This window comes from Propioniciclava tarda, assembly GCF_900182665.1.
GTDB classification, from domain to species: domain Bacteria; phylum Actinomycetota; class Actinomycetes; order Propionibacteriales; family Propionibacteriaceae; genus Propioniciclava; species Propioniciclava tarda.
The window spans coordinates 1-20965 of sequence record NZ_FXTL01000003.1; the positions used below are offsets into that span (position 1 = coordinate 1).

The following is a 20965-nucleotide window of genomic DNA, read 5'->3' on the forward strand; positions in this document are numbered from 1 at the left end:
GGCCGGCCGAAGTGTTGCGCGATCGCGACCAGGGCCATGAACCGGCGGGTGCCGGTGGCGATCATCTGCGACCCGTTGTCCGATACCGCCAGCAGTAGCGGGGTGAGGCCGTCGTCGGCGTCGGGGTCGACCCGGCCGGTCGCCGTCCGAGCCAGGGCTTCCTTCAGCAGGCCCTCGGATTCCAGGGCCGTGGTGAACGCGGCCTGCACTTGGGTGGTGGTCTCCTCGCTGGATACCAGGTGGGTGAGCCACTTGCGGGACACGAGGTCCTCGATGATCAGCACCTTCGCCCCGCAGCGGGTGAAGTGGGTCGTGTCGTAGATCCATAGGGAATTCGGCTTGTAGGACGCCCAGTCCGGGAACGGCTTGCGTTCCCCACGGACCGGCCGCGGCAGCGGACGAAAGTGCTTGTCAGACTCGATCAACACCCTGCGCACGGTGGACGGTGATGCCCAGAACCGGCCCACATACGAGCCCCGATGCGCCAGCCGCCGGTGGGAGCGGTCCCGTTCGCCCCACTCGTTGAACACCGCCAGAATCTGCTGAACCTCATCGTCGAGGAGACCGTTGACTGCGACCCCGCCGGGCTTCCGGTCGGCCAGGTCCGTGCGCCGGGCCTGCCAGCGTTCGACCCGCCGCCGGCTGATCTTGAGCACCTCGCACACGGCCTGCAAGCTCCAGCCCTCGCCGACCGCGTGGTCCACCAGACCGAGGAGGCCGGCCTTGCCGACGGCGTCGACACGCACCGGAACAGGCCCGGTCACCGCCATCCGGAGCCCCCTTTTCCCTCCAGCAAGGTGAGCTTGACCGCCAACTCCTTCACCGCCTCCGACAGCCGGGCGACCTCGGCGTTCGCGGCCTCCAACTCGACATCCCGGGGGGTCTTGCCCACCCCGGGTTTCGACGCCGACAAGGCCGCCATCGCGCCCTCCTTGGCGACCTGGCGGAGCTTCATGATCGTCGAACGGTCCACCCCCGCCGCCTCCGCGGCGGCGTTGATGGTCGTCTCGCCACGCACGAGCTGGAGGAAGATCTCGTACTTCACCGACGGCGCCAACAACTTCTTCGCGCGCCGCGTAGGGCTCGCCGGGCTCGCCCCGGCATCCTTGTTCGTCGAGGACATCGACACTCACTCTCGGGTCAGCCAGACCCCCACAGTGTGGTCTGATTCAAACCCCGAAATGCGACACGATCCCTGACGCAAGACAGGAGCGTCGTACGAGGCGCCTTGGCCTTGCTGACACCGCGGAGCCCGTTGATCCGCATCAGCCGTTCCACGGTGCACCGGGCGACATCGGTGTGCCCCTGCCGACGCAGTTCGTGCCAGACCTTCCGCACGCCGTACACGCCGTAGTTCGCCTGGTGAACCTCAGAGATCAACCGGACCAGACCGGCATCGGTCAACGCGCGCCGGCTCGCCGGCCTCGACCGGAACGCGTAGTAGGTGCTCGGGGCGATCGGGATCCCGTGAGTGGTCAGGACCCTGCAGATCGGCTCGACCCCGTGCTCGTGCTTGTGGTCGTCGATGAACGCGACGATCACCGCTGTGGGCGGTCGAGCTCCGCCTGCGCGAAATACGCGCTCGCTTGCCGCAGGATCGTGTTCGCCCGCCGCAGCTCACGCACCTCACGCTCCAAGGCGACGATCTTCGCCTTGTCGTCGCTGCTGACACCCTCCCGCACGCCGGTATCGACCTCCGCCTGGCGGACCCAGTTCCGCAACGCCTCCGGATGAATCCCCAACTGCTTGCCGATCCGGCTGATCGCCCCGGCCCGGCTGGCTGGATCCCTCCGCGCCTCCACCGCCATCCGAGTGGCGCGCTCCTTCAATTCTTCCGAATACTTCCTCGGTGCTGCCATGACTCCCATCCTTCCGTGTGATGAGAGCCTCCATCAGACCCGGGGCGATGCAGGCTCATCACCGGGCAGTCGCTCCCCGCCTTGCCAGACGGATGACCCCGAGCGCTCCCCGCCCCAGCCGGCTGGCTTGCGCGCGCAGAACCTCGGCGGCGTTGGCCGGATGACCCACTTGATGGTCGACCCGGTCGGACTTGGGATGGATTGAATACAGGATCGCCCGGACGCGGTCCAAGGCCGTCGGCGCGGCCTTCACGAAGGCCACCCACAAGTCGAAGACGTCGGCGTCCGGTTGGCCGAGCAGTCGCCAGAGGTCGTACTCGGGACGATGGGCAAACTCATCAAGGCGTCCGGTGGCGCCGGCCAAGGCCACATCGGCGCCGAACGCTACCGCCAACATGCGCACCCGGCCTTGGATGGCCGTTGTGGCGTTAGTCCACGGGGGGCCCACGTCGGCCGACGCGGGCCCCCCGTTCCGTGCGGCGTGCAGGAGAAGCAGCAACCGCTGCGCGTCCACGCTTGGGGCTGGGCACGGGCGGCCCGCGATGTCCCTCGACTGCCGTTCGCTCCAGAGGGCTGCGAAGGCACGTTCGGGGGTGACTCGGATGCCGGGGAAACGGATGTGGACGTCGGCACCGCCGAGTTCGGGGTGCGACCAATCCTCCGAGTGCTCCACGGCGCCGCCGCTGTACAGGCGCGTCTTGCGTTGCCAGCCGTGCCGCCTCAACGCAGCCTGAAACCGCTTGAGGTGCTCCGGGCGGACAAGGATGTCGGCGTCCGCGCTGAGTCGGGGGAGTGCACGCTCCTCCGCGCTGGCGTCGGCGGGGGCCTCCGGTCTGGTGGGAAGGAGCGAGGCGTCCACGGCCGCCCCCTTGATGTGCAGGATGTCGGCGCCGCAGGAGTCCGCGATGGCCTGCAGTGTGGCGTGGGCGAGGCGGGTGCGGAGGTCAGCGGGATCGGCGGCAACTCAGCCATGGTCGACCTCCCGCAGGACCCCTTGGGCGATGAGGGTGGCCACCGCCGCGCGGGTGGCGTCCACTGCGCTGCCCTCGGCAGGCGCGCCGAAGGTGGCGACGAGGGCGTCCGCCAACTCGTCGAGCGTGCGCGGCGTCGTGGTGTGCGTCACCAGGTGGGTCCCGAGCGGGCCAAGCCGGACGTAGCGATCCTCGTAGAGCAGGATGCATTCGCCGCCGAGCACCAGCTGGTCGAGCGCGTCGGCGCGCAAGTACGAGGCGGTCACGCGACGTCCCCGATCAGGTCGGCGGCCAGCGGCACCAGGTCGTCGGCCTCGGCGTACGAGCACCGCAGCACGGGCCCCCACCGGTCGGCCAGGTCAGCCAGCCTGCGCAGAGGTTGGGGGAGCCGGCTCAGCGACGAAGTCTCCGGCAAGATCTGCTCGACGGCGTCCAGGGTGCTGAGGTCGACGATGTCCGGTGCGCCGGCGTGCCCGGGTGGGCGATCCAGCAGGATCACCCGGCGGACGGTCGGCTCGGGGTGGGCCCGGGCCAGGCCGAGGTCGTCGGGGGACGCCTCCTCTTTCTGTCCGCCTCCGGGCACGCGTAGCGACAGCGGCTTGGGGTACTGGTGGACGCGCCCGGAGTCGTCGATGCCGACTGTCTCGTCGGTGAGGTAGCCGTACCGGCGGCCCAGGGTGCGAGCCAAGGTGGTCTTCCCGGTGCCGCCGGGAGCCACGAACACGAGGCTCTCGCCCGTGACCGGGTGGCTGACCGCCCCCGCGTGCAGCATCAGCAGTCGACCGACCTGCGCCGCGATCAGGCGACGTGTCACGTCCTGGGTGAGTCGTTGGAGGGCCATCGCCTGTCCGAGCCCGGGATTGCCGGGCGCTCCCACGGAAGCTGGACCGGGGGCCGGAACGAAGACCTCGAGCGGCTCCGCAACGCGGGCGGGCGCGCGGGGGCCCTCGGCTAGGCACCGCGACCAAGCGCGCTCGGCAGCGCCGAGAAGGAGCTGGGTTGCTGGCCCAACGAACCGCACCTCGACCGACGCGTCGAGCGCCGCGAGGTGCAGGGCGTGGAGCATGGGGGCGACGTTACCAATTCGGGCCGTCCCGCCCGAATTGGCTCGGGCCAACAGGGAGGCAACTCCTATTGGGAGGCTCTCGCCCGTTCCGGTAACCTGACTAGTGTTCACCCCGCGACACTGGGGTTTGCCGCGAACGGAAGGGCGACGTGGAACTCCTCGATTACTGGCGACTGGTCAGGCGCAACTGGGTGGTGCTCCTGGCCTCGACCCTCGTGGGGTTGGCCCTCGCAGCCGTCTACACGCTGGTGCAGCCCACGCTCTACTCGGCCACCGCGTCCGCCTATGTGGTGGCTGGCACGACGGGCACCACAGGCGACGCCCTCGCTGGCAGCGCGCTGGCGAAGGCTAAGGCGCAGACCTACCTTCCGTTGGTGACCAGTCAGCAGGTGGCAACCCGCATCACCGAGGATCTCGGGCTGGGGTCGACGGAGGGTATCGCGTCCAGCCTCGAGGGCACCGTTGCCAAGGAGTCGGTGCTCCTCCAGATCACCGCCACATCATCCTCCGCCGACGCGGCGAGCCGGCTCGCGGACGCCGCCATCCGCGCCACTGCCGCCGAGGTCGAAGCGCTCGAGACGATCAATCCCGCAGGTGCGGCCAACCCGTCGACCGTGATCAAGGTCGTGCCGGTGCAGCAGGCTGCGACCCCGGCCGTCCGGACCTCGCCGACGTTGTCGCGTAACTTCGCCATCGGGCCCCTGCTGGGTCTCATGGCCGGCTTCGTGATCGCGCTCGTGCGTCGTGTTGCCGACCGGCGCGTCCGGACCTCCGTCGAGGCCGAGGAGCACACAGGTGTCGGTACGCTCGGCATCATCCCCGACGCCCCGGAGCTCGCCGGAGGTGTCGTCCTCTCCGGCAACATGGGGCCCGCGGCCGAGGCGATGCGCCTGCTGCGCACCAACATCCGCTTCGTCAGCGTCGACCAACCCCCGCGGAGCATCGTGGTGACGTCCGCCAACCCTGACGAGGGCAAGTCCACCATCGCGGCGCACCTTGCGGTGATGCTGGCCGAATCCGGGCAGCCGACGGTGCTGATCGACGGCGACCTGCGGCGTCCGACGTTGGCTGGGCTGTTCGACGTCGACGGGACAGTGGGCCTCTCCCAGGTGCTCGCCCGGACCGTGCCCCTGGCGGACGTCCTGATAGACGGCCCCCACCCGAACTTGCGGCTGCTGGCGGCCGGGCGTGTTCCCCCGAACCCGAGCGAGCTCGTCGGTTCGGAGCGGATGCAGGGCTTGATCGCCGAGCTCGCCGCCACACACCTGGTCATCATCGACGCCCCGCCGCTGCTGGCCGTGACCGACGCGGGGCTGCTGACGGTGGCCAGCGACGGTGCCCTGCTGGTCATCAAGGCCGGGGGAACCTTCAAGGAGCAGGCTTCGCTCTGCCGTGACACCCTCGACAAGGTCGGGGGCGTCCTGCTGGGGACCGTGCTGAACCTCGTCTCCAAGAAGGACATGGGCTCGGCGCGCTACGGCTACGGCTACTCCAGTCACGTGACCGAGTACTACTCGCGGCGCGAAGCCCAGCACGGGCCCTAGGGTCGGGGTGCCTTCCGCGATAGCAGTCGCGCACAGCGGGCCGTCGAAGAACCCTTGAAGGCCCCGGCCCGTCTCGCGGGCCGGCCGACAGGCGCCGAACGCTCGCACGCGCTAGGCTCCTGAGCGACGCATTTCCTGCCGCCACTCTCACGGGCGCACGCGCCCACTGATTCCCTTGAGGTTGCTCTAGAACGAGGAGACCAAGATGTCTGACCTGACCGACCTGACTGAAAATTCCGTGGGCCGTCCGAGCCGGCGCCAGGTGCTCGTCGGCACCGCATGGGCCGTGCCCGTGGTGATGGGTGTCGGGGCTACGCCGGCGATGGCTGCCAGCAGCGTGGTGAGCGTCGGGGTTACTACTTCGGGCAACAATGGGAAGACTGTCACGTTCACGTTTACGTTCACCGACGCCAAGCCGAACGATACGGTGCAGATCACCGCGTTCGGCGACGGCTTCAAGGTGTCAGGTCAAATGCCGAGTGCCGTAACTATTTCCAACAACAGCGCCGTCATCACTGTCCACACCCCGACGAACCCGAGCAATCCGAAGAAGACTTACAGCGTCACTTACTTGGTGTCGGGTGTGGTGGGTTCGAAGACGACTTACTTCAGTTACTGACATTGGTCCAAGCTAGGGAGTTTTTCGCTCGCCAGACAATTCCCACCCTGAGTGCCGACACGGCAACTGCGGGCTGGGCGCCTCAGTTGGGTTGGCCAGGAGCCCAGCGCCGGACAGGTCCTGCAAGAACGTCCCGACGGCTTCTGCGATGTCAGCGGACGGGCGCCCGACCAGTCTGGCGACCTCGCTGGCCACGTCGCCGCCCTCGATGGCGACCAGCCAGATCAAGCGTGCAGTGCCCTTGAGGAGCACGGTCCGGCCCTCGGGGACGACTGTCAGGTACAGCTCCTCGGCCACGCCGAAGTCTGGGCCATCCACCCAAGCGACGTTGTCCGGCACGCGGTAGGAATGCGACGGCTGGGCTTGCTCGTGGGAACTCACGCGGGCTGACCTCCCGAGCCGGCCAACCGGGGCAGGATTCCTGCCAGGAGACGATCGAGGTGCGTGGCGCACTGGGCGGCCGCCTCGGCTCCCCGTCCGTACGGGTCGGGCACGTCGCCTGACGCGTGAGTCGGCCTGCGAATCCGGTGAGCCTCGGCGAGGAGACCACGGGGGTCCAGGCCCGGTGCGGCGGCGGCCAGGTCGGCGAACTGCTGCAATGTGAAGGTGTGCCGGAACGCCCCGGGCCATTCGTCGAGGATGAAATCGCGGTGCAGGGATTCCGCAGTGAGGATCAGTTGCACCTCGCGGATGATTTCCGGGGTGAGCCGCCGCGACCTGAACCGGGAGGGGTCTCCGTGCCGGGAGCGCACCTCCGCTGCCATGGGCGGGTCCATGGGCTGGTCGACCCAGCCGTGCGTGCCGGCGCTGGAGACCCGAACCGGGGCGTCCGCACCGAGCAGCTGTTCCGACCGGACCGTCGCGTACGCCGACCGACAGATGTTCGCCGTGCACACGAACAGCACGCGAAGCGGGTCAGTCATCGGGCGGGCGGTGCAGCCAGGGCGTCGGCCACTGTTTCCGCCCACAGCCGGGAGCCCTGTGGGGTCGGGCTGCCGTCGACCTCCACCAGCCCGTCTCGGGGGCTGGGGTCGCCCGTGAACGCGCTGTAGATGTCGACGGTGGGGAAGCCCTTGGCGTCTGCCCACTTCTTGATCGCCTGAGTCGTCTCCTGCTGGATGGCTTCGGTGCGCGCGCGCTCCGGGTTCTGGATCAGCACGACGACAGAAGCCGTTTGGCTCTTCGCGCGGACCGCTTCAAGGACGGCGTCGAGCTGCGCGGGGATCTCCGTGGCGGAGCGGCGGTGACCGTAGCTGAGGAGCACGACGTCGGCCTCCTGCCAGGCCCGGACGACGCGATCGGGTTCACGCGCCATGTCGGGCGTCCTGACGCTCGCGTTCCAGACCCTGAGGCTGCGGGACGCCGATCCGAACGTGACGGGGTCGGCGTACCTGCCCGAGGTCCAGTTCCAGGCGTTGTAGGAGACCGTGGCCTGCCCGGCGAGGTGGTCGCGCGCCCACACCGACACCCATTCGTCCATTTCGTCGCCAGAGCCGTCGCCGACCACGAGGATCGACCCTCCGCGGGGAGACTTGATGATGTCGGCGACGCCGTTCAGGTCTTGGCGGGACGCGTCTGCGGTTGCGGGTGCGAGCTTGGACGGGGTGGCGGCCGGCGCTGTGCTGGCCCCCCGTACCGGTCCCGGGAGTGCCTCGTCAGGTGGCGCCCACGTCTTGAGGGCCGCCAGCATCACCAAGTTCGCGGTGACCACTGCCAGAGCCGCGAGACCCACCAGCGGCCACTAGCCCCTTGTCAGTCGCGCTCGTGCCACACGGGTCACCCTACCCGAGGTCTCGGCTTGGTCGGGCGATCCCGCGGTCTGGTCGCCCGAGTGGCCCCTGAGGTCCGTCGCGTTGCGCCGCAGAAGGGGAGCCGGCCGAGTCCCTCAAGCCCGGCTTGGGAAATGGCCGCGAGGTCCACAGGGCCCGCGATGTCTCCCACCGCCACGGTTCCGCTGGTCGGCGCTGCCACCGAGGTCGAGCTCAAGGAGAAGAAGCACCGCATCGAGGACGCCGTCTCCGCGACGCGCGCCGCGATCGAGGAGGGCATCGTCGCCGGTGGCGGCTCGGCTCTCGTCCACGCGGCGTCCGTGCTGGCCGATCACCTCGGCAAGACGGGTGACGAGAAGGCGGGCGTCCAGATCGTGGCGAAGGCTGTGGCCGAGCCGCTGCGCTGGATCGCGGAGAACGGCGGCGAGCCGGGCTACGTGATCGTGTCCAAGGTCAAGGAGCTGCCGGTGGGCCAGGGTTACAACGCCGCCACCGGTGTCTACGAGGACCTGGTCCAGGCCGGCGTCATCGACCCGGTCAAGGTCACGCGCTCGGCGCTGGCGAACGCCGCGTCCATCGCCGCACTGCTGCTCACCACCGAGACCCTGGTGGTCGAGAAGCCGGCCGACGAGGACGAGCACAAGCACTGAGTTGCTCAGCAAGGCGCCGGTCGGGTCTCCCGACCGGCGCCTTCGTCATTGACCGCCGGACGCCGTGGGCGCCGCAGACTGCCCCGCTAGGATGCCGAGCTATGCCCACCACGACGACGTCACACCCGATCGAGGCGGTTCGCGGAACCGTCCCCGCGTCGGCTCTGGGGTTCGTCGCCACCGCGCTGGTCGCCTGGGGCACCACCGACGACTACTTCTCGTTCGACCCCGCCGGTTGGCCCGCCGCAGGGATCAAGGCCCTCGGACGCCTCGCGCCGTGGGGCGTCCACGTCGCCGCCATCATCGTCGGGATGGCCGTGCTGGTCGCGCTGTGGTGGGCCATCCGGCCCTGGGACGGACGACCGGGCGTGCGGCGTCCGGGATTCGTCGTTGCGGTCTGGAGTCTGCCGATGCTGCTGGCGCCCCCGATTCTCAGCGGGGACGCGACGCTGTACGCCGACGCGGGCTACGCCGTCCTGCACGGCGTCAGCCCGTACACGGCCGGCCTCGGCGGTGCCGGCGGCCCCTTCGCCGCCGCCGTTGACCCCCTGTGGCTGGGCCACGGGGTGGCCTACCCGCCGCTCACGCTGCTCGTGGACGCGGCCGTCGTCGCCCTGGCTGGCGCGCATCCGTACTGGTCGGTCGTCGCCATGCGCCTCCCCGCGCTGCTGGGGGTCGCGCTGCTGGGGCTGTCGATCACCCGCATCGCCCGCTCACGAGGCAAGAGCCCGGATGTCGGCCTGTGGTGGGGACTGCTGAATCCGCTCTTGCTCTTCCACTTCGTGGGGGGTGCCCACAACGACGCGCTGATGGCCGGTGTGGCGCTCGCGGCCATCTGGGTCGCGGTGGAGTTTCCCGCCGCCTGGGCCCGGTGGGTCGTCGCGCCGGTCCTGGTCGGCATCGCGATGAGCCTCAAACAGCAGTCCGGGCTGACGGTCCTGGCCGTCGCCGGCGTCCCGATTCTGCGCGAGCTGCGGCGGGCCACTATCGGCCGTCGGCTGCACCTGCTCGGACGCCGCACCGCGGCCGTGACCGCGATCGCGCTCGCGGTGTTCGCGGCCATCTCTGCGGCGTCCGGACTGGGGCTGGGCTGGACGAAGTGGCTCTCGCTGATGGGGGTGGCGGGCACCATCGCACCGTTCGGGATGGTGGCGCAGTACGGAGGGATCCTGCTGACGAACCTCGGCGTGGACCCGACGGCCTTCAAGGTCGTCGTCAGCGTGGTGTCGAACGTCGTGCTGCTGCTGGTGCTCGTGTGGATCGTCGTGCGCTGGAGCGATCGTCCGATCCACGCGGTGGGCTGGGGCTCCCTGGCCGTCGCGGTGCTGGGGCAGGCGCTCCACCCGTGGTACGTCCCCTGGAGCCTCGCCGTGCTCGGGCTCGACAAGCTCACGCCGCGGCAGCGGGCCTGGCTGACGGCCTTCGTGATCGCCTTCGTGGTGTGGAACTCGATCCAATCGAGCGTCTGGTACAAGGTCCGGATCTAGCCGTCCACCGGATCGGCGCGGGGCGATAGCGCCCAGAACGTCAGCTCGCCAGGCGCGGCTGATGCCGCCGAGTGAGCTCGTCACCGCCGGAGTCATGCCGGCGGATCTCGTGCGACAGCCAGAGGTGGTCACGCATCGCCGACATGGTGGAACAGGCGAACAACGTCAGCTGGCGGTGGGGCAGGTTGCACACGTAGGTGACTCCGGAGGGCTCGAACTGGCGCATGGATCAACCGTAGGACGCGGGGCCGCCGCCAGGAGCCGCTGTTACCACGCGGCCCACAAGTCAGTACTTTCGACGGAGGCAGTAGCTGGAGAATTCATCCTTTGGTGCCGGTCGGGGTGTGCGGCGGTCACGACCACCACTGAGGCACGGGTTGTTCGCGTCCCACATCTGAACCTGGCCGACCCTGCCTCCGTCCCCCCGCGTCGCGGTGCCTACGCCCTTCCGACCTACCCGAGACCGGACCAGCGCCGAGGCGCGCGTCGGCGTCCGGATAGGATCGAGGCTCCCGAGAAGAAGGTGCCCATGGACCTCGACGCCCTGACCGCAGCCGGTGTTCCCGAACCTTTCGCGCCCCTCGGACTGACGTTCGACGACGTGCTGCTGCAGCCGATCGAGAGCGACGTGGTGCCGTCCGAGGTCGACACGTCGACGCTGGTGTCCAAGCGGATCAAACTCCGGACGCCGCTGCTGTCGTCGGCGATGGACACCGTCACCGAGGTCCGGATGGCGATCGCCATGGCGCGCGAGGGCGGTCTCGGGATCATCCATCGCAACATGACGGCGTCCGAACAGGCGCGGATGGTGGACCAGGTCAAGCGGTCCGAGGCCGGCATGATCGACGAGCCGATCACGACGACGGTCGACGCGACCCTCGGCGAGGTCGACGAGATCTGCGGCCAGTACCGCATCTCTGGGCTGCCGGTGGTGGACGCCTCGGGCGTCTTGGTCGGCATCATCACCAACCGCGACATGCGTTTCGCCGAGGATCTGAACGAGCGGGTCGGCACGGCCATGACGCCGATGCCGCTGGTGACGGGTCCGGCCGGGATTTCATCAGCGGACGCGTTGAAGATCCTGGCCAGGCACAAGATCGAGAAGCTGCCCCTGGTGGACGCCGCCGGTCGGCTGACCGGGATGATCACGCTCAAGGACTACGTGAAGTCCGACAAGTACCCGCTGGCGACGAAAGACGACGTCGGACGCCTCCGCGTCGGGGCCGCGGTGGGCACTTTCGGCGAGGCCTGGGAGCGGGCCATGCTGCTGGTGGAGGCCGGCGTTGACGTGCTCGTCACCGACACCGCGCACGGCCACTCGCGTTCGGAGATGGACCTGATTCGTCGGCTCAAGGCCGAGCCCGCGGCGGCGCACGTCGACATCATCGGTGGGAACGTCGGCAGTTACGCGGGCGCGAAGGCGCTGGTCGAGGCTGGCGCGGACGGCGTCAAGGTCGGGATCGGTCCCGGCTCGATCTGCACCACGCGCGTGGTCGCGGGCGTCGGCGTCCCGCAGGTGACGGCCATCTACGAGGCCGCCCGGGCGTGCAAGCCCGCCGGGGTGCCGGTCATCGGCGACGGGGGACTGCAGTACTCGGGCGACATCGCCAAGGCGATCGTGGCGGGGGCGAACACGGTGATGCTCGGCTCGCTGCTGGCCGGCTGCGACGAGTCTCCCGGCGATCTGGTGTTCATCAACGGCAAGCAGTTCAAGAGCTATCGCGGCATGGGCTCGCTGGGGGCCATGAAGGCGCGCGGCAAGCAGGGCTCGTTCGCGTCCGACCGGTACTTCCAGGCGTCCGCGACGACCGACGATCAGTTCATCCCCGAGGGCATCGAGGGCCAGGTCGCCTACCGCGGGCCGCTGGCGGCCGTTGCCTACCAGCTGATCGGCGGGCTGCGGCAGTCGATGTTCTACTCGGGTGCCCGGACGATCCCCGAACTGCAGGCGAACGGCAGGTTCGTTCGCATCACCGCCGCGGGGCTGAGAGAATCGCACCCGCACGACATCCAGATGACCGTCGAGGCGCCGAACTACTCGCGCCACTAAGGAACGCAGCAATGATCGAAATCGGACGCTCCAAGCGGGCCGCCGTCGTCTACGGCTTCGACGACATCGCGATCGTGCCCACCCGGCGCACGCGGACGCCCTCGGACGTCAACCTCACCTGGTCGATCGATGCGCTGTCGTTCGAGTTCCCGCTGGTCGCCGCGCCGATGGACTCGGTCATGTCGCCCGCGACCGCGATCGAGTTCGGCAAGCTCGGCGGCCTCGGCGTCCTGAACCTCGAGGGCCTGTGGACGCGCTACGAGGATCCGACCGAGCTGTTCGCCGAGCTGGCAGCCATCAGCGATCCGATCAAGGCGACCCGCCGGCTGCAGGCGATCTACGCCGAGCCGGTCAAGGGCGAGCTCATCGCGGCCCGCATGAAGGAGATTCGGGACGCCGGCGTCCCGGTCGCGGGGTCGCTGTCGCCGCAGCGGACGCGCGAGTTCGCGTCGATCGTGGAGAAGGCGGGGGTGGACTTCTTCGTGATCCGCGGCACCACGGTTTCGGCTGAGCACGTGGCCACCAGCGAGGAGCCGCTCAACCTCAAGGAGTTCATCTACGCGCTCGACGTTCCCGTCATCGTCGGCGGCTGCGCGACCTATCAGGCCGCCCTACACCTGATGCGGACCGGCGCCGCGGGCGTCCTCGTCGGCTTCGGTGGCGGGGCGACGAAGAAGACCCGCAACGTGCTGGGCGTCGAGGTGCCGATGGCGTCCGCGATCGCCGACGTGGCGGCGGCGCGTCGGGACTACCTGGACGAGTCCGGTGGCCGGTACGTGCACGTGATCGCCGACGGGGCGCTGGGCAAGTCGGGCGACATCGCCAAGGCGATCGCCTGTGGCGCGGACGCCGCGATGGTTTCGACGCCGCTGGCGCGAGCCACGGACGCCCCCGGCCGCGGCTGGCACTGGGGTCCGGAGGCCTGGCACCCGCGGCTCCCGCGCGGTGAGCGCGCGCGCTTCGACCAGGTCGGGACGCTCGAGGAGGTCATGTTCGGCCCGGCCGTGACGGCGGACGGCACGATGAACCTCGTCGGGGCGCTGAGGAAGTCCATGGCCACCTGCGGCTACACCGAGGTCAAGGACTTCCAGCGCGTCGAGGTCGTCGTCCACAACTAGGGCGACGCCGGCCGGTGGTTGGCCGTTCAACGTCAGGTTCGGGCCCCTTGGGGGGCGCGAAACCAGCAGAGATTGCGCTCGTTACGACGCCGAACCGGTCGGTGTCCCCGTGGAGGCATCCACTGTGATGCCCGGCACCGCGGAGGCCGCGGCGTCGGCGTCCCGCTGGACCAAAGACCTCATGCGGGACTCCTGGTCCGGCGACGACCAGCGGACGCCGTCGAGTCCGGTCCGGGACTCGGAGACGACCCGATCGAGCCCGGCGCGCGAGATGAGTCCCAGCTCGAGCGCCTTCGTCGCGCAGCCGACGTAGGTGTCGTGGAAGAAGATGCCCTTCGCCGCGTACTCGGCGCGGCGGGTGTCCGGGGTGTCGACGACGTCGTGGATGAACGCCGCGCGCAGCGTGCCGGGGAAGCGTTCGGCGAGCTTCTCGCTCAAGATGACGTCGCCTTGGCCCGAGTCGCCCAGGAACACCAGGTGATATTCGGGGAACAGGCCGTGGTAGTGCTCGATGTTGACCAGTTTCTGGCCCGCCATCAGGTCGTGGGTGAACAACGACAGCCAGGTGCCGGTGATCACCGACGACTGTGCGATGCCGGCCTTGGCGAGCGACGACCTGGTGGCCGTCTCGATCAGCCCCAGGACGTCCCCCGGACGGGCCGTCACGAACGTCAGGTCGCCGAGCGAGAAGGGGTCATCGTGGGGGCCGTGATCGAGGGCGTCGTAGAGCGCCAAGAGCCCCGGGTAGAGGGTGCCCTTCGGGTAGCGGTTGTCGTGCAGTCGGCAGAAGGCCGTGTCGTCGATGTCGGAGATGATCTTCGCCTCGTCGCACGCGAAGGTGTCCGCCTCGGCGGCGAGGTGGTCCAGGATCTGTCGCCGCAGATCGCCGTCGTCGACGGCCCCGAACACCAGCCCCTCGAGGTCGTAGACGTCGGTCCGGCTGTTGATCTGGTTCTTGAGGTGAGTGAGTTCGACCCCCGTCCGCGCTAGCAGCAGGTCGCGGATCGCCTCTTCGCGGGCGCGTCCGGACCAGCCACGTTGCAGCCCGTAGATCACCTCCGCGGCCGCCGCGACGCTCAGCTCGGACTGCCGCTCGCGAGTCAACAACTCGATGAGGGCGGTCCGGTTGTCGGGTCCGAGCAGGCGATCGTCCAGGCTGGCGAACAGCCGGTGCATGTCGGTGCCGACGATCATGTCGTTCAGCTCGGCGGTCGTCGCGCCCCGCAGGAGGACCAGCGCCTCGCCCTCGCGGGTGGCGTCCGTGGGGCCCTCGATCAGGGCTCGCAGCAGTGCAGTCGGGTCGGTCATCTCAGCCCTTCTTCGGGGTCAACACCATGAGTTCGGACGCCGCGACGCGCCAGCGCGCCTCGTCCACGGCCGGGAACGGGTCGCCGTCGAGGTGGACCGGCTGCGGCGTCCGCGGACGCACCACGACGTCGTGGGCGCGTCCGTAGTCGAGGGCAGCGACGTCGGACGACACGTGCAGGACGCCTTTGGCCGCGACCGACGCCCAGTGCCACGGACGCTTCACGGCGACGATGAGCGTGTCGAGGACGCCGTCGTCGGCGCGGGCGTCCGCGAAGACGGTGATACCAGCCGGGAGGCGTCCGCAGTTGCCGGCGAGCACGCACCAGGCGTCCACCTCGCGCGCCGGACGCCCGTCGATCGCGACGGTCATCGGCAGCGGTGGACGCCAGGCGTGCCGCAGGCCCGCCTCGAAGTAGGCGAGCCAACTGAGCCTGCGCTTGAGCCAGGGCCGGGTTGCCAGCACCGTCGCTGCGTCGCGACCGATGCCGGCGACCACGAGAAACGGTTGCTCGCCGGACCACTCGTCCCCGTGCCGAGACCGCGCCCAGCCGATGTCGCTGCTGGTCGGCGTCCCAATCAATGCCGTGCTGACTTGGCCCGATAGGCGAGCGGGCAGGCCGAGGTTGCGGGCGAACAGGTTCGCCGTCCCGGTGGGGACGATCCCGAGGGGCACGCCGCTGCCGGCCAGCGCGCCCGCCACCTGCCGGACGGTTCCGTCCCCGCCCACGACCACCACGAGCCGCGCACCGGCGTCCAGGGCGGCCCTGGCCTGGCTCCCTCCCGGCTCGGCGACCGACGTGCGCAGGATCGTCAGCGGACGCCCCGAGGCGGCCGCTTGGCGCGCCAACTCGGACGCCGCCCGTCGGGCCGAGCGGTGGACGGGGTTGAGCACGACGAACACGCGCTGAGGAGTGTTCGGTGGGTGCACGCGGCCATTGTCGCAGCACCGTCCACCGCCGAGCTGGGACGGTGGCGTCGCCCGACCGAGCTGGACTCATGGCCCTGGCTGATCCGCCCGTTCGGTCGGGAGACGTCACCGGTCGTTATGGCGCTTCCGCGAGATCGGCCAGCGAGCCCGGGAGCGCCGATTACGCTGCGCCCATGTCCGAGACCCCCGACGAACTGCTCCGGCTCCGCGCCAGCATCGACAACATGGACCAGGTGATGATCCGGGTCCTCGCCGAGCGCTTCAAGATCACGCAGCAGGTCGGTCACCTCAAGGCGAGCCTCGGTCTGCCGCCGTCGGATCCTGCCCGCGAGGAGCAGCAGATCGGACGCCTCCGCGAGATCGCCGTCGACGCGGGCCTCGACCCCGAGTTCGCGGAGCAGTTCCTGGCGTTCGTCGTGCGCGAGGTCATTCGCAATCACGAGGCGATCGCCGACCGGCATCCTGACGAGGCCTAGTCACAGCGCGGCCACCAGGGTCGGGAGGCCGGTCGCGGCGGTGGTCCGCCACGTCACGTCGCACGAGGGCGACAACTCAGTGGGCTCGGGATTGATCTCGACGACGGGCACGCCCATGGATCGCGCCAGGTCGGGAAGCCCGGCGGCCGGGTAGACGATGCCGGACGTGCCGACGACGAGCAGCAGCTCCGTGTCGCGACAAGCCAGGACGCCGTCGGCAAAGGCCTTCTGGGGCAGCGGCTCGCCGAACCACACCACCCCCGGGCGGACGAGTCCGCCGCAGGGGCAGCGTGGAGGAGCGGCGCGACCGACAGCGTCCGGCTCGGGCAGGTCACCGTCGAACGGACGCCCACAGTCCAGGCAGCGGAAGGCGGCCAGCGAACCGTGAAGATGGGCCAGCACCTCGCTGCCCGCGCGCTCGTGGAGGTCGTCGACGTTCTGGGTGACGATCCGCACATCGGCCGACCGGGCCCACTGCGCCAGCGACAGGTGGCCCGCGTTCGGGCCAGCCTCGCGGACGCGTCCGAGGCGCCAGACGTACCATCCGAACACGAGCGCCGGATCGCGGCGGAAGGCATCCTCGGTGGCCAGTTGCGCCGGATCGAACCGGGACCAGAGGCCGCTCTGGGCGTCCCGGAACGTCGGCACGCCGCTCTCGGCCGACATCCCCGCGCCGGTCAGCACCGTGATCCGCCGCGCCGTTCGGGCGACATCGAGCACTTCGACAGGGACAATCGTCATGGTGTCCATTTCACTGCGCCACGTCGCGGGTGACCAGCTGGTCCGAGCGGCTGTGGTCGTCAAGGCGGTAGTTGTCGGGGTTGCGGAATCCGCGGGCGATGCGGCACGCAACCCCTAACGGTTCACCGAGCCGGCGGGTGACGTCCGGGCGCGGTTTGAGGTGCGGCGTCGCGAGATTGCCGTCTCGGCGCGCCTGGTCGCGGATCTCACCGCACGGCTGGCCGATCTCACCCCCTCAGACCGTTCCCTGAGCTTGTCGAAAGGCCCGGATGCCGCACAGGAGGCGTCCGCCGGTCTGGGGATCGTGGAGGGCTGGCGCGGGACGATCGTCCACCGCGTCGAACTGGACGCCGCCGGCACGGTCTCCCGCGTGAAGGTCGTCGATCCGTCGTTCTTCAACTGGCCGGCGATCGGTCCGGCGCTGACCGACACGATCGTTCCGGACTTCCCCTTGGCCAACAAATCGTTCAATCAAAGCTACGCCGGCAACGATCTTTAGCCCTGCTCACCAGGCCCAACGGCGTCCGAACGAGGGAGCGTCCAGCCCTAGACTGAGCGCCATGGCACACCCGCACGACTCAGTGATCGTCATCGACTTCGGGGCCCAGTACGCGCAGCTGATCGCTCGGCGCGTCCGCGAGGCCAAGGTGTTCTCCGAGATCATGCCGCACACCGCATCGGTCGCCCAGATCATGGCGAAGTCGCCGAGCGCGATCATCCTGTCCGGCGGGCCACAGTCGGTCTACGCCCCCGGAGCGCCCCAGGTCGACCCGGCGCTGTTCGCCCAGGGCGTCCCGGTCTTCGGCATCTGCTACGGCTTCCAGGCCATGGCGGACGCCCTCGGCGGACGCGTCGCCCGCACCGGCTTGTCCGAGTTCGGCCGCACCACCGCCTCCGTGGACGCCCCCGGCACGCTGCTGGCCGGGCTGCCGACGGCCTTCAGCATCTGGATGAGCCACGGCGACTCGGTCCAGGACGCCCCGGCCGGCTTCATGCCGCTCGCACATACCCCCGGCGCCCCCGTCGCGGCCTTCGAGGACGCCGACCGGCGACTGGCCGGCGTCCAGTGGCACCCGGAGGTACTGCACTCCGAGCACGGGCAGACGATCCTGACCCACTTCCTGTACGACATCGCCGGCTGTGAGCCGACTTGGACGCCGGCGTCCATCGTGGACGACGCGGTTGCTGCGATCCGCGCGCAGGTCGGGGACGCGGCCGTCCTCTGTGGACTCTCGGGGGGCGTCGACTCGGCCGTGGCGGCGGCGCTGGTGCACCGCGCGATCGGCGATCAGCTGACCTGCGCCTTCGTCGATCACGGGCTGCTGCGCGCCGGCGAACGCGAGCAGGTCATGCAGGACTTCCCGCGAATCACCGGCATCAAGCTCGTCGTCGCGGACGCCGAGGACCGCTTCCTGTCGGCCCTCGCCGGCGTCACTGAGCCGGAGACCAAGCGCAAGATCATCGGCCGCGAGTTCATCCGCACCTTCGAGCAGACGGTGCGCGACATCGACGCGGACGCCCACATCGAGTACCTCGTGCAGGGCACGTTGTACCCCGACGTGGTCGAGTCCGGGGGTGGCGAGGGTGCCGCCAACATCAAGAGTCACCACAACGTCGGCGGCCTGCCGGACGACCTGCAGTTCAAGCTCATCGAGCCCCTGCGGACCCTGTTCAAGGACGAGGTCCGCGCCGTCGGCACCGAGCTCGGGCTGCCCGACGAGATGGTCTGGCGGCACCCGTTCCCTGGTCCTGGCTTGGGCATTCGCATCATCGGCGAGGTCACGAAGGAGCGACTCGACATCCTGCGTCAGGCGGACGCCATCGCGCGCCACGAGCTCACGGAGTCCGGCCTGGATCGCGAGATCTGGCAGTTCCCGATCGTCCTGCTCGCGGACGTCCGCAGCGTCGGCGTCCAGGGTGATCAGCGGACGTACGGGCACCCGGTGGTGCTCCGTCCGGTGACGTCGGAGGACGCCATGACCGCCGACTGGGGACGCCTGCCCTACGACCTGCTCGAGAAGATCAGCACCCGGATCACCAACGAGGTCCGCGAGATCAACCGCGTGGTCGTCGACGTCACGAGCAAGCCACCGGGCACCATCGAGTGGGAGTGACTCAGCGGCGTCGCCACACGTAGGGCGTCGTCGTCGTGACCTTGACCAGCCCCGACCATTCGAGGATGGGGCGGGAGAACTCGGTGGAATCCGAGTGCAGGTAGCGCTTGCCCAGTGCCATGGCGGCGCGGGCCGTCGAATGATGCGTACGTCACGAAGCCGCGGCGTCCACCGACGACGGCCAGCCACAGCGGACCCATCCCGTGGAGCGAGTCGGCACCAACAACCTCGGCCTCGGTGCGCAGTTGCGCGTCGTAGGCGCGCAGAAGAGGCCTCAGCGGTCATGGGGGGAACCGACCCGGGTCCACGTGTGTCTTGGTCGGGGTAGACGCCAACAAGGTCACACGTGGAGCGAAGCTCGGCTCAGCCCAGGAGCGTGAACCCGGCGGGCAGCGGCTCGCGTCCGGCCGCGGCCAGGAGCAGCGGCGCGGCCAGGCCGCGTTCCGCGGCGATTTCGGACGCCAGCGCGAGAGCTGGTCCGGTAGCGCGATCCAGAGCCTCCGGTATCGGAAGACCGGCAGCGCGCGCGATGTCCAACCCGTGCACCGTCAGCTCGAAGGCCCTGGTCTTCACGAACTCGCCCAAGGGCAGCGGGCAGATTCTCGTGGGGACGAGCCGCCCCGGAGGGGTCGCCGCAACCAGGGCCATGGCCTCCGCCGCGAAGCCGCGCAGCGTCGTCGCGGGGTCATCCCCGAGCCCGAGTGCATCCTCGCGGCCGCGCGCCAGCACTCCGGCGTGGATCCCAGGCTGGACCAGTCCGCGAGCGACATAGGACGCCGCCGTTCCGACGCCCACGGCGCCCGGGGTGGGCTCGGCCAGGTAGGTGCCGAGCAGCGTCCAGGACCGACCCGTGTGCGCGACCAGCTCGCGCAGTGTCCAGTCCCCAAGGCCAGGGACATCCCACGTCCCGGCTGGAATCTGCTCGACCAATTCCAGGACCCCTTGGGTCGCATCGGTGAACCAAGCCTCAGCGGTCGTCATGGGGCCAGTAGATGCCGGTCAGCTCGGTGGGTCAACCCGGCCGAGGACGCCGTTGGGCTCGGGTCAGCGAACTACCATGGCCGCGTGAAGCTCACCCCGCCCCTGCCGACGCCGCCGATCCTGCGGCTGGGGAAAGCGGTGGGCAAGGTCCAGCAGACGTTCGGTGAGACCCTGCGATCGAAGGTGGCCGGCCCGGACGCTGCCGAGCGCGGCCAGACGATCTGGGGCAAGCCGGGGGAGCGGTGGTTCACCCCGGACGACCCCATCTGGCGCGTCCACGAGGACGCCTCGATGTTCGTCGGCGGCATCACCGCGCTGCTGTTGCAGTCGCTGCATCCGGCCGCCATGGCCGGTGTCGCCGGGCACTCGGGCTACCGCTCCGATCCCTGGGGACGCCTCGCCCGCACCGCCGACTACATCGCTTACACGACCTACGCCACCTTCGAAGACGCCGAGGCCGTCATCGCCAAGGTGCGCGGCGTCCACGACCGCGTCCAGGGCAAGGACCATGCCGGACGCCCCTACCGCGCGTCCGATCCGCACCTGCTGACGTGGGTCCACGTCGCCGAGATCGACTCGTTCTTGACCGCCTACCAGGCCTACGGCGCCGGACGCCTCACGCCCGCCGAGGCCGACACGTATGTGGCCCAGGCCGGACGCGCCGCTTCACTGCTCGGCGTCCCCGAGCCGCCGACGACCTTGGCCGACCTGCGCGCCACGATCGACGCCTACCGCCCCGAGCTCGAGGTCACCGAGCCCGCCCGGGACGCCGCCCGCTTCCTGATCGTCGAGCCGCCGCTTCCGCTCGTCGCTCGTCCCGGCTACGCCACCCTCGTCGCCGGCGCGATCGCGATCCTGCCCGACTGGGCGCGCACGATGCTGGACGTCCCGTTCGACCGCGTCGCGACCATCGCCGGACGCCCCCTCGGCCGGTTCGGGGCGGCGGCGGTCCGCTGGGGGCTGGCCGGCGTCCAAGACGGACGCCGCAGCGCCCCGCCCGCCGGCTGAGCCCCGCCGACGACGGCGATCAACCCTGCTTCGGCCCTAGGCGGTTGACCGTGAAGCGATGGCCCGTTGCCGTGTTCGTACAACTCGGACCGTCCGTTGTCATCGTGCAGCGGAAGTCTCCGGCCAGCGAGCTGACGCGTCTCGTTCGGCCAGGACGCGGTCCCGCCGAAGGACGCATCCCACCAGCGGGTGCCGTCCCCGTTCAGGAACGGGAAGGCCATCGGGTCGCTGCCGCAGGCCCAGGACGCCGGGCCGGACGCGTTGACGGCGACGCCC

24 protein-coding genes, 1 pseudogene and 1 other annotated feature are annotated in these 20965 nt (G+C 69.9%); of the genes and pseudogenes, 10 read left to right on the top strand and 15 right to left on the bottom strand.

What is annotated here, in order from left to right; all coding sequences use genetic code 11:
* From FN821_RS03690 to FN821_RS03720, 7 genes are all read right to left on the bottom strand, one after another.
* Positions 1 to 770 (bottom strand): DDE-type integrase/transposase/recombinase (locus FN821_RS03690; RefSeq protein WP_185956574.1); only part of this gene is annotated, 770 nt, incomplete at its 3' end.
* A complete protein-coding gene (locus FN821_RS03695; RefSeq protein ID WP_131173182.1) occupies positions 761 to 1123 on the bottom strand; it encodes a hypothetical protein in 363 nt (120 codons plus the stop codon). The genes FN821_RS03690 and FN821_RS03695, both read right to left, overlap by 10 nt.
* A 17-nt stretch (positions 1124 to 1140) precedes the next feature.
* The gene (locus FN821_RS03700; protein WP_131171395.1) at positions 1141 to 1542 is read right to left on the bottom strand and encodes an IS3 family transposase; all 402 of its coding nucleotides are present in this window, start codon (positions 1540 to 1542) and stop codon (positions 1141 to 1143) included.
* Positions 1450 to 1581: a sequence feature (AL1L pseudoknot), on the bottom strand. It overlaps the preceding gene by 93 nt.
* Positions 1539 to 1859: a transposase gene (locus tag FN821_RS03705; RefSeq protein ID WP_028705512.1), complete on the bottom strand. Its 321-nt coding sequence runs from the start codon at positions 1857 to 1859 to the stop codon at positions 1539 to 1541. It overlaps the preceding feature by 43 nt. The genes FN821_RS03700 and FN821_RS03705 overlap by 4 nt, the downstream gene beginning before the upstream one ends.
* Before the next feature lie 58 nt (positions 1860 to 1917).
* Positions 1918 to 2718: a nucleotidyltransferase family protein gene (locus FN821_RS03710; protein WP_165489240.1), complete on the bottom strand. Its 801-nt coding sequence runs from the start codon at positions 2716 to 2718 to the stop codon at positions 1918 to 1920.
* A 105-nt stretch (positions 2719 to 2823) separates the two neighbouring features.
* Positions 2824 to 3096, bottom strand: a complete 273-nt coding sequence (locus tag FN821_RS03715; RefSeq protein ID WP_131171394.1) for a PqqD family peptide modification chaperone — start codon at positions 3094 to 3096, stop codon at positions 2824 to 2826.
* Positions 3093 to 3896, bottom strand: coding sequence for an ATP-binding protein (locus FN821_RS03720; RefSeq protein WP_131171393.1), 804 nt, complete (start codon positions 3894 to 3896; stop codon positions 3093 to 3095). Before FN821_RS03720 ends, FN821_RS03715 begins: the two co-directional genes overlap by 4 nt.
* 149 nt (positions 3897 to 4045) lie before the next feature.
* On the opposite strand from FN821_RS03720, the gene FN821_RS03725 reads away from it, so the two are divergent.
* Complete coding sequence (locus tag FN821_RS03725) at positions 4046 to 5440, top strand: tyrosine-protein kinase domain-containing protein (protein WP_131171392.1); 1395 nt, start codon at positions 4046 to 4048, stop codon at positions 5438 to 5440.
* 205 nt (positions 5441 to 5645) lie between these two features.
* On the top strand, positions 5646 to 6059 hold the full coding sequence (locus FN821_RS03730) for a hypothetical protein (protein WP_131171391.1): 414 nt from the start codon (positions 5646 to 5648) through the stop codon (positions 6057 to 6059).
* A gap of 12 nt (positions 6060 to 6071) precedes the next feature.
* On the opposite strand, the gene FN821_RS03735 is transcribed toward FN821_RS03730, so the two are convergent.
* From FN821_RS03735 to FN821_RS03745, 3 genes are read right to left on the bottom strand one after another with little or no spacing between them, the layout of a single operon-like run.
* The gene (locus FN821_RS03735) at positions 6072 to 6377 is read right to left on the bottom strand and encodes a hypothetical protein (RefSeq protein ID WP_131171390.1); all 306 of its coding nucleotides are present in this window, start codon (positions 6375 to 6377) and stop codon (positions 6072 to 6074) included.
* Positions 6378 to 6436: 59 nt separating this feature from the next.
* Complete coding sequence (locus tag FN821_RS03740; RefSeq protein ID WP_131171389.1) at positions 6437 to 6982, bottom strand: arsenate-mycothiol transferase ArsC; 546 nt, start codon at positions 6980 to 6982, stop codon at positions 6437 to 6439.
* Positions 6979 to 7791 (bottom strand): SGNH/GDSL hydrolase family protein, encoded by an 813-nt coding sequence (locus FN821_RS03745; protein WP_131171388.1) that lies wholly within the window; start codon positions 7789 to 7791, stop codon positions 6979 to 6981. Before FN821_RS03745 ends, FN821_RS03740 begins: the two co-directional genes overlap by 4 nt.
* A 216-nt stretch (positions 7792 to 8007) precedes the next feature.
* On the opposite strand from FN821_RS03745, the pseudogene FN821_RS03750 reads away from it, so the two are divergent.
* Positions 8008 to 8478, top strand: a pseudogene (locus FN821_RS03750) (TCP-1/cpn60 chaperonin family protein); the annotation flags it as partial.
* 101 nt (positions 8479 to 8579) lie between these two features.
* Positions 8580 to 9965: a polyprenol phosphomannose-dependent alpha 1,6 mannosyltransferase MptB gene (gene mptB / locus FN821_RS03755; protein ID WP_131171387.1), complete on the top strand. Its 1386-nt coding sequence runs from the start codon at positions 8580 to 8582 to the stop codon at positions 9963 to 9965.
* A gap of 40 nt (positions 9966 to 10005) precedes the next feature.
* Here mptB and FN821_RS03760 read toward each other — a convergent pair whose 3' ends face one another.
* A complete protein-coding gene (locus FN821_RS03760; RefSeq protein WP_131171386.1) occupies positions 10006 to 10191 on the bottom strand; it encodes a hypothetical protein in 186 nt (61 codons plus the stop codon).
* Between the two features lie 303 nt (positions 10192 to 10494).
* On the opposite strand from FN821_RS03760, the gene guaB reads away from it, so the two are divergent.
* Positions 10495 to 12015 carry an IMP dehydrogenase gene (gene guaB, locus FN821_RS03765; protein ID WP_131171385.1) on the top strand — a complete coding sequence of 507 codons (1521 nt, stop codon included), beginning with the start codon at positions 10495 to 10497 and terminating at the stop codon, positions 12013 to 12015.
* An 11-nt stretch (positions 12016 to 12026) separates the two neighbouring features.
* On the top strand, positions 12027 to 13133 hold the full coding sequence (locus FN821_RS03770) for a GuaB3 family IMP dehydrogenase-related protein (RefSeq protein ID WP_131171384.1): 1107 nt from the start codon (positions 12027 to 12029) through the stop codon (positions 13131 to 13133).
* Between the two features lie 81 nt (positions 13134 to 13214).
* On the opposite strand, the gene FN821_RS03775 is transcribed toward FN821_RS03770, so the two are convergent.
* Positions 13215 to 14441, bottom strand: coding sequence for a phosphatase domain-containing protein (locus FN821_RS03775; protein ID WP_131171383.1), 1227 nt, complete (start codon positions 14439 to 14441; stop codon positions 13215 to 13217).
* A gap of 1 nt (position 14442) precedes the next feature.
* Positions 14443 to 15369, bottom strand: coding sequence for a diacylglycerol/lipid kinase family protein (locus FN821_RS03780; RefSeq protein WP_131171382.1), 927 nt, complete (start codon positions 15367 to 15369; stop codon positions 14443 to 14445).
* Positions 15370 to 15542: 173 nt separating this feature from the next.
* Between FN821_RS03780 and FN821_RS03785 the strand changes: the two genes are divergently transcribed.
* A complete protein-coding gene (locus FN821_RS03785) occupies positions 15543 to 15845 on the top strand; it encodes a chorismate mutase (RefSeq protein ID WP_131171381.1) in 303 nt (100 codons plus the stop codon).
* On the opposite strand, the gene FN821_RS03790 is transcribed toward FN821_RS03785, so the two are convergent.
* Positions 15846 to 16586: an SIR2 family NAD-dependent protein deacylase gene (locus FN821_RS03790; protein WP_131171380.1), complete on the bottom strand. Its 741-nt coding sequence runs from the start codon at positions 16584 to 16586 to the stop codon at positions 15846 to 15848. It lies immediately after the preceding gene.
* Between the two features lie 253 nt (positions 16587 to 16839).
* Here FN821_RS03790 and FN821_RS03795 point away from each other — a divergent pair, with 253 nt between their 5' ends.
* Both FN821_RS03795 and guaA read left to right on the top strand, forming a co-directional pair.
* Complete coding sequence (locus tag FN821_RS03795; RefSeq protein WP_131171379.1) at positions 16840 to 17085, top strand: hypothetical protein; 246 nt, start codon at positions 16840 to 16842, stop codon at positions 17083 to 17085.
* A gap of 61 nt (positions 17086 to 17146) precedes the next feature.
* Positions 17147 to 18700, top strand: coding sequence for a glutamine-hydrolyzing GMP synthase (gene guaA, locus FN821_RS03800; protein WP_131171378.1), 1554 nt, complete (start codon positions 17147 to 17149; stop codon positions 18698 to 18700).
* Positions 18701 to 19063: 363 nt separating this feature from the next.
* Here guaA and FN821_RS03810 read toward each other — a convergent pair whose 3' ends face one another.
* The gene (locus FN821_RS03810) at positions 19064 to 19681 is read right to left on the bottom strand and encodes a maleylpyruvate isomerase N-terminal domain-containing protein (RefSeq protein WP_131171377.1); all 618 of its coding nucleotides are present in this window, start codon (positions 19679 to 19681) and stop codon (positions 19064 to 19066) included.
* Between the two features lie 84 nt (positions 19682 to 19765).
* Here FN821_RS03810 and FN821_RS03815 point away from each other — a divergent pair, with 84 nt between their 5' ends.
* Complete coding sequence (locus FN821_RS03815) at positions 19766 to 20689, top strand: oxygenase MpaB family protein (RefSeq protein ID WP_241660093.1); 924 nt, start codon at positions 19766 to 19768, stop codon at positions 20687 to 20689.
* Positions 20690 to 20965 lie beyond the last annotated feature (276 nt).